The 7207-nt window shown below is 67.0% G+C and carries 5 protein-coding genes; 2 read left to right on the top strand and 3 right to left on the bottom strand.

Annotated features, from left to right (window positions below):
* Nucleotides 1-44: 44 nt before the first annotated feature.
* Nucleotides 45-1673: an ABC transporter substrate-binding protein gene (locus Y706_RS0106705; protein WP_028275994.1), complete on the bottom strand. Its 1629-nt coding sequence runs from the start codon at nt 1671-1673 to the stop codon at nt 45-47.
* A gap of 318 nt (nt 1674-1991) precedes the next feature.
* Entirely contained in the window at nt 1992-3104 is a 1113-nt protein-coding gene (gene mnmA, locus Y706_RS0106700; RefSeq protein ID WP_084475964.1) for a tRNA 2-thiouridine(34) synthase MnmA, read from the bottom strand.
* A 280-nt stretch (nt 3105-3384) separates the two neighbouring features.
* On the opposite strand from mnmA, the gene Y706_RS0106695 reads away from it, so the two are divergent.
* Nucleotides 3385-4623: an NAD(P)/FAD-dependent oxidoreductase gene (locus tag Y706_RS0106695; protein ID WP_028275992.1), complete on the top strand. Its 1239-nt coding sequence runs from the start codon at nt 3385-3387 to the stop codon at nt 4621-4623.
* Here Y706_RS0106695 and Y706_RS0106690 read toward each other — a convergent pair.
* Nucleotides 4620-5861, bottom strand: a complete 1242-nt coding sequence (locus Y706_RS0106690; protein ID WP_028275991.1) for a cysteine desulfurase family protein — start codon at nt 5859-5861, stop codon at nt 4620-4622. The genes Y706_RS0106695 and Y706_RS0106690 overlap by 4 nt on opposite strands.
* A 151-nt stretch (nt 5862-6012) precedes the next feature.
* On the opposite strand from Y706_RS0106690, the gene Y706_RS0106685 reads away from it, so the two are divergent.
* A complete protein-coding gene (locus tag Y706_RS0106685; RefSeq protein WP_253906708.1) occupies nt 6013-7014 on the top strand; it encodes a DMT family transporter in 1002 nt (333 codons plus the stop codon).
* Nucleotides 7015-7207: the final 193 nt, after the last annotated feature.

The raw sequence follows: 7207 nt of genomic DNA, 5'->3' as shown, positions 1-7207 counted from the left end.
GGCGCCCCGCCTCGCAGGCTGGTCAGGACAGCAGGGCTGCAGCCTTACTTGGAAATAGTTCCCAAACGGAACTTGAAGGAGGCATCGAGGGTGGAATCGACACCCTTGACACCGCTGCCGGAAATGGCAACCTGCGCGCCCTGGAGCAACGGAAGCGTGGAGATGTCCTTGGCGAGGGCATTCTGCGCATCCTTGATCGTGGACTCGCGTTCAGTCTTATCGACGGTGGTGAGCTGCTTGCTGATCAGGTCGTTGACGGTGGGGTTGTTGTAGTGGTTCTTCAGGAAGCCGCCCTCCGGGAAGAACGGGGTCAGGTAGTTGTCGGCGTCACTGAAGTCGGGGAACCAGCCAAACTGGAACAGCGGGTATTCGTCGGCGCGGCTGGCCTTGCTGTAGGTGACCCATTCCGTGGACTGCAGGTTGACCTTGAACAAACCGGACTTCTCCAGCTGGTCCTTGATCATGGCGTACTCATCGCCGGAGGACTTGCCGTAGTGGTCCGGGTTGTACTGAAGGTTCATCGAGACAGGGGTCGTCACACCGGCGTCGGCCAGGACCTTCTTGGCCTTGTCCAGGCTCGGCTTGCCGGCGTCGCCGTAAGCGTCCTTGAACGATTCGTTGGCGCCCAGGAAGCCGTTGGGAACGTTGGAGTACAGCGGCAGGTAGGTGCCCTTGTAGACCTGGTCCGCGATGGACTGGCGGTCAACGAGGTTCGCGATGGCCTGGCGGACGGCGAGCGCCTTGGCCGGATCGGCGTCGGCAGCCTTGGCACCGAACGGCATCGTGTCGAAGTTGAACGTGATGTAACGGATTTCGCCGCCGGGGCCAACGTTGACCTTGACCTTGGAGTCCTTCTTGAGGTCATCGACGTCGGTGGCGCTCAGGCTGCGGTTCGCGACGTCGATGTTGCCCTGCTGGATGTCCAGCTTCATGTTGGTGGGGTCGGCGTAGTACTTGATCGTGGCGGCGTCGTTGGCCGGCTTGCCGAGGACCCCCTGGTAGTCAGGGAATGCCTTGAAGCTGACCAGCTCGTTCTTCTTGTACGTGTCGATCACGTACTGGCCGTAGAACGCCTTGGCCTTGACGATCGAGTCGTCGTCAAGCAGCTTGTCGGCCGGGAAGACTTCATCGTCTACGATCGGCGCGGCGGGGCTGCTGAGGATCTGAGCGAAGGTCTGGTCGTTCGCCTGCTTCAGCTTGAAGACCACGGTGTTGGCATCGGGGGCGGTGATGCTTTCGATGTTGGTCAGCAGGCTCGCGGGACCGGCGGGATCGTTGATCTTGGTCTGCCGGTCGAAGGAGAACTTGACGTCCTTGGAGTCGAGCGTGTGGCCGTTGGCCCACTTGAGGCCCGGCTTGAGCTTGACCGTGTACTCGTTCGGCGAGGTGAAGGACGCGGACTCGGCCAGGTCCGGCACGGGATCTGCGCTGCCGGGCTTCGAGTTGAGGAGGAAGGAGTAGATCTGGTTCATCACCATGAACGAACCGTTGTCATACGCGCCCGCCGGATCCAAGGCAGTGACCTTGTCCGTGGTGCCGTAGGCGATCGGACCGCTTGCTGCGGCTGATGACCCGCCAGCGCCCCCGGTCGGCCCTGTGCAGGCCGTCAGTGCAAAGGCGGAAACCCCGGCCAGCGCGATGACGCTGTGCCAGGCCTTTTTGTTCATTGCCATCTGTGAACTTTCTGTTCGATGCGTTCTAGCGCAGCCCGAAGTGAAACGACTGACTCGTTGGGCGGCACGCTTTGCTGATTCCTAGATTCAACCAGACGATCATTCGGTGAAACGTTGCATTTTGTGAGTTGAGACACAAAATTTACACGATTCGAAGGTTTCTCTCATTTTCTGCAGGATTCCGCCCGGATCTTCGGCAGGGTCCTGCGCATCCGGGCGCCGTGGACGGCCGGGTAGTCTGACGACGACGGAGGGTACAGACGACGAAGGGCCCCGCCAACTGGCGGGACCCTTTGCTGGAGTCGGTGGGGCGGGCGGCTAGAGCGCGGCCCTCTGCAGCGAGCGCGCGGCATCGATCGTGGCCTGGCCGAGCACGCGGCTGCCCTGGTAGAGCACCACCGTCTGGCCGGGGGCCACGCCGCGCAGGGGCTCGGTGAGGGTGACCACAAGCTCGTTGTCCGCCATGTGTGCGCGGGCAGGGACGGGGTCGCCGTGGGCGCGGACCTGGGCGTAGCAGTCAAACTCTTCGCCGGTCGCCACCTCGGCGATGGGCAGCCCCGCCCAGGAGACCTTGATGCCTCGGATTTCGTCGATGGCGAGCAGGGCCTCCGGTCCCACCACCACCTTGTTCTCCTTGGGCCGGATCTCCAGCACGAACCTCGGCTTGCCGTCCGCGGCCGGGGTGCCGAGCTTCAGCCCGCGGCGCTGGCCCACGGTGAACGCGTTGGCGCCCGGGTGCTCGCCGACCTTCGCGCCGGATTCGTCCACGATGTCCCCCGTGGTCATTTCAATCTTCTCGGCGAGCCAGCCGGCGGTGTCGCCGTCGGGAATGAAACAGATGTCGTGGCTGTCCGGCTTGTTCGCCACGGAGAGGCCGCGGCGCTCCGCCTCCGCGCGGACCTCGGCCTTGGACGGCGTCTCGGCCAGCGGGAACATCGAGTGCTTGAGCTGTTCGTGGGTCAGCACCCCCAGCACATAGCTCTGGTCCTTGGCCCAGTCCGCAGCGCGGTGCAGTTCGGGGTTGCCGTCCGCGTCCGTGATGACCTTCGCGTAGTGGCCGGTGCACACGGCATCGAAGTCCAGGGCGATGGCCTTCTCCAGCAGCGCGGCGAACTTGATCCGCTCGTTGCAGCGCATGCAGGGATTGGGGGTGCGGCCTGCGGCGTACTCATCGATGAAGTCCTGGACGACATCTTCCTTGAACCGTTCGGAAAAGTCCCAGACGTAGTAAGGGATCCCGAGGATGTCGCACGCACGCCAGGCGTCGCGGGAGTCCTCGATCGTGCAGCAGCCGCGGCTGCCGGTTCGCAGGGTGCCCGGCATCCGGGACAGCGCGAGGTGGACGCCGACGACGTCGTGCCCCGCCTCGACGGCGCGGGCGGCGGCAACGGCGGAATCGACGCCGCCACTCATGGCTGCAAGAACTCGCATACTGGCTTTCTCTAGGTTCGGGGTGTCACAGGCTCCGGGGCTGCTGTTCGCAGCTGCGGTGCTGCCGGGCTTTCACTGCTGGGCTACTGCCGGGCTTTCACTGCTGGGTTGAACCGCAGTGCTACTGCTGGTCCCTGGAAATAGCACAATGCCTGCCCCGCCATTCTATCGCCACGCCGAATCCTCCCCAAAAGGCCTTGACGGGACCGCCTCCCCCTTCTAGCGTCAGGACAAGCGGTTTTAGAAAACGGAAGCGCGCCGACGCGGGAATCGAGCGGACATGGCTGTCGGGAACATCGTGATCGTGGGCGGCGGGCTGGCCGGCGCCACCGCCGCCAAAACATTGCGGGAGGAGGGTTTCAGCGGTCGGGTGGTGCTGGTGGCCGCCGAGTCCCACCAGCCGTACCTGCGCCCGCCGCTGTCCAAGGAGTACCTGCTGGGCAAGGCCGGCGACGACGCCCTGCCGGTGGTGCCCGAGGACTGGTACGCCGCGAACGACATCGACCTTCGGCTCGGCGTCCAGGTCACGGCGCTGGACCCGGCTGCCCGCGCCGTGGTTCTGGATGACGGGCGGCGGCTGGAGTACGCCTCGCTCCTGCTTGCCACGGGAGCGCGGCCCAGGACCATCCCGCTGCCCGGCAGCGGGCTCGAGGGCGTCAGCACGTTCCGGACGGTCGAGGACAGCCGGCGCCTGCACGCCCGCCTCGCCGGCGGCGGTTTGCACGTGGTCATGGTCGGGTCCGGCTGGATCGGGATGGAACTGGCCGCGGCCGCCAGCACCTATGGAAACACCGTCACCCTGATGGGGCTGGAGGACGTGCCGCTGGGCGCGGCGATTGGCCCGGACCTGGGCGGCTTCTTCCGTGGGCTGCACGAGGCCCACGGGGTACGGTTCAGGCTTCCGGCGTCCGCTGCCGAGATTCAGGGGTGGTTTGGACGGGCGACGGCAGTGGTCACCGACTCGGGCGAAGTCCTGCCCGCCGACCTCGTGGTCATCGCCGTCGGCGTTGTGCCGGAGGTCGGGTTGGCCGAGGCGGCCGGGCTCGGGATCCGCAACGGCATCCTCACCGACGCGTCGCTGCGGACCTCGGCGCCCGGGATCTTCGCCGCAGGCGACGTCGCCAACGCCCTGCACCCGTTCACCGGGGAACACCATCGCAGCGAGCACTGGTCCAATGCCCTGAATGGCGGCAAGGTGGCAGCCAAGGCGATGCTCGGCCTCGACGCCACGCTGGACACCATTCCGTACTTCTACACGGACCAGTACGACGTCAGCATGGAGTACTCGGGCTTCCCGACGCTCGTTGCCGGCCCGCCGGTCATCCGCGGCTCGCTCGAGGACAAGGAGTTCATTGCCTTCTGGCAGCGCGAAGGCCAGGTGATCGCCGGAATGAATGTCAACTGGCCCCGGGCCGCCAAGCCGCAGAAGGCGATCAAGGCGCTCATCAACGCCCGCACCGCCGTGAGCCCGGGCCCGCTTGCCGACTCCTCGGTACCACTGGATCAGCTCCTGGATTAGCTCCCTGCGGGGGCTTGACGGGCGGCCTCGCGCGCGACCGTTCCGGCGGTCTGAATGCTGGACTCATGCCCGGCCATGCCGGCCTGGCGGGCCCGGGCGTAGGCGCCCGGCAACGCCGCGAGGAGGGCATCGACGTCGGCGTCGGTTGAGGAATGCCCGAGCGTAAAGCGCTGCGCCCCCCTCGCCGTGTCCTCGTCCAGGCCCATCGCCAGCAGCACATGGGAGGGCCTCGGAACACCTGCGGTACAGGCGGAGCCCGTGGAGGATTCGACGCCGGCGAGGTCCAGCAGGAACAGCAGCGAGTCCCCTTCGCAGCCGGGGAACGTGAAATGCGCATTGCCGGGCAACCGCCCGGCGCCCGGGGCGCCCCGCAGGACGGCTTCGGGGACGGCCGCACGGACCCCCTCGATCAGCCGGTCGCGAAGGGCCGCGATCCTGGCGGCTTCCTCGGGGAGTCCCGCGGCAACGGCCTCGGCGGCCGCGGCAAACGCGGCGATCGAGGCCGTGTCCAGCGTCCCGGAGCGGACGTCGCGTTCCTGCCCGCCGCCATGCTGGACCGGGGTCAGCTTCACCGCCCGGCCCAGAATCAGCGCGCCCACGCCGACCGGTCCGCCGATCTTATGCCCGGAGACGGACATGGCGTCCAGGCCCGTCCCGCGGAAGTCAACTGGCAGGGAGCCGAAGGCCTGGACGGCGTCGGAGTGGACGGGTACGCCGGCGGCGTGTGCCAGTTCCACAACCCGGGCGACGGGCTGGATGGTGCCGACCTCGTTGTTGGCCCACATGACGCTCACCAGTGCGATCGAGCCCGGATCCCGGGACAGCTCGGCTTCGAGCACGGCCAGGTCCACGACGCCCGCGTCATCCACGGGGAGCCAGCACACTTCGGCGCCTTCATGCCGTTCGAGCCATTCGACGGTGTCCAGCACCGCGTGGTGTTCGACGGCGGAACAGAGGATGCGGGTCCGCGCCGGGTCCTCGGCACGGCGGGCCCAGTACAGGCCCTTGACCGCCAGGTTGTCCGCCTCGGTCCCGCCGGAGGTGAAGATGACCTCCGAGGGATGGGCGCCGGCGGCCGCAGCGAGCACTTCCCGCGCGTCCTCCACGGAGCGCCGGGCACGGCGGCCCGATCCATGCAGCGAGGACGGGTTGCCGGTCCGGGCCAGTTCGCGCGTCAGTGCGGCCAGCGCTTCCGGGGCGAGGGTGGTGGTGGCGGCGTGATCGAGGTAGACAGGCACAGCCCAATTCTACCTTTGCGCGCCCGGGCCGCCGCGGCGCCAGGGCGAAGGCACAGTGTCAGGGCAAAGGCACAGTGTCAGGGCGAAGGCACCGGCCTGAGGCACAGTGAAGAGCACGGTGACGGGCACTGGGCTGGTGTACATTCAAGCGGTGAAAGCGCCACTCTGCCTTGTGCTGGCCACCTTGTTCTGGTCCGGCAATTTCGTCGTCGGACAGGCCGCCAGAGCCTCCATGACCCCGCTGGACCTGACCTTCTGGCGCTGGAGCCTGGCCGCCGTGCCGTTGCTGATCCTGGCCCACCTCATCGAACGGCCCGACTGGGGCGCGGTGCTGCGCCGCTGGCCCGTGCTTCTGCTGCTGAGTGTCCTGGGCATGAGCGGCTACACGCTGCTGCTCTACGGCGCGCTCGGATTCACGTCCGCGATGAACGCCTCCCTGGTGACGGCCGCAAACCCGGCCCTCATTGTGGTCATGGCGATCGTCCTGCTCGGTGAGAAGACCACACGGCTGGGCTGGCTCGGCATCTGCCTGGGCCTGCTGGGTGTGCTGCTGGTCCTGACCCAGGGCGAGCTGGCCCGCGTGGTCAGCCTCGCCATCAACACCGGTGAGCTCATGATGATCGGCGCGATCATCGTCTGGGGCTTCTACACCATCGTTGCCCGCCGGCTGGCTGTGCCGCCCATCGCGGCCACAGCGGTGCAGGTGGTGATCGCAACCGTGACGCTGGCGCCGTTTGCCCTCGCCATGAACGTGCGTTTTCCCGACACCGCTGCCGAAGGCTGGTCGATGGCGTATATCGCCCTGTTCCCGTCCCTTGGTTCCTATCTCCTCTGGAACCTGGCGCTGAAAACCACCCCGTCCGGGACCGCCGGAAACTACCTCAACCTGATGGTGGTCTTCACCGCGATCATCACCGTGCTGTTCGGGACCCCGCTCACCCTCGTGCAGATCCTTGGCGGCCTCCTGGTGATCGCCGGCGTGCTGCTGACCGGAATCAAGGGCCAGGCCCGCAACGCCGGCCACCCCAGCGGCAGGGCCCAAACCGGACCGCCCGCCGCCGCTTCAGGCAGGCAGGGTCACTCAGGCAGCCCGGTCACGATGGAAGAACACGGGCACAGCACTGCCCGGGCCGCGCGCCGCCCTGCTCCCTGAGATCTTCAATGGCGAGCGCTTCGATCCGGCCCGGTTCGATCCCCAGGGCCATTGAGGCCCCGCCGAGAAAAGCTCCGTTCATGGCACACACCACGTCTGCGTGCCCGGCGGCGAGGCGATGGAACGGGCAGTTCAGCAGCACCAGTCCCCCGCCGCCGTCGTCCGCCGGACAGATCGGAAGAGCGTCGTGTAG

The organism is Arthrobacter sp. I3 (assembly GCF_000520575.1).
Lineage (GTDB): Bacteria > Actinomycetota > Actinomycetes > Actinomycetales > Micrococcaceae > Arthrobacter > Arthrobacter humicola_A.
The sequence above is the reverse complement of the archived record's forward strand: the minus strand, read 5'-3'. Positions and strand labels throughout refer to the sequence as shown.

Excerpts from the sequence above, each read along its gene's own strand:
- mnmA (WP_084475964.1), bottom strand. The coding sequence starts at position 3,104 with ATGCGAGTTCTTGCAGCCATGAGTGGCGGCGTCGATTCCGCCGTTGCC.
- Y706_RS0106695 (WP_028275992.1), top strand. The coding sequence starts at position 3,385 with ATGGCTGTCGGGAACATCGTGATCGTGGGCGGCGGGCTGGCCGGCGCC.
- Y706_RS0106705 (WP_028275994.1), bottom strand. The coding sequence starts at position 1,673 with ATGGCAATGAACAAAAAGGCCTGGCACAGCGTCATCGCGCTGGCCGGG.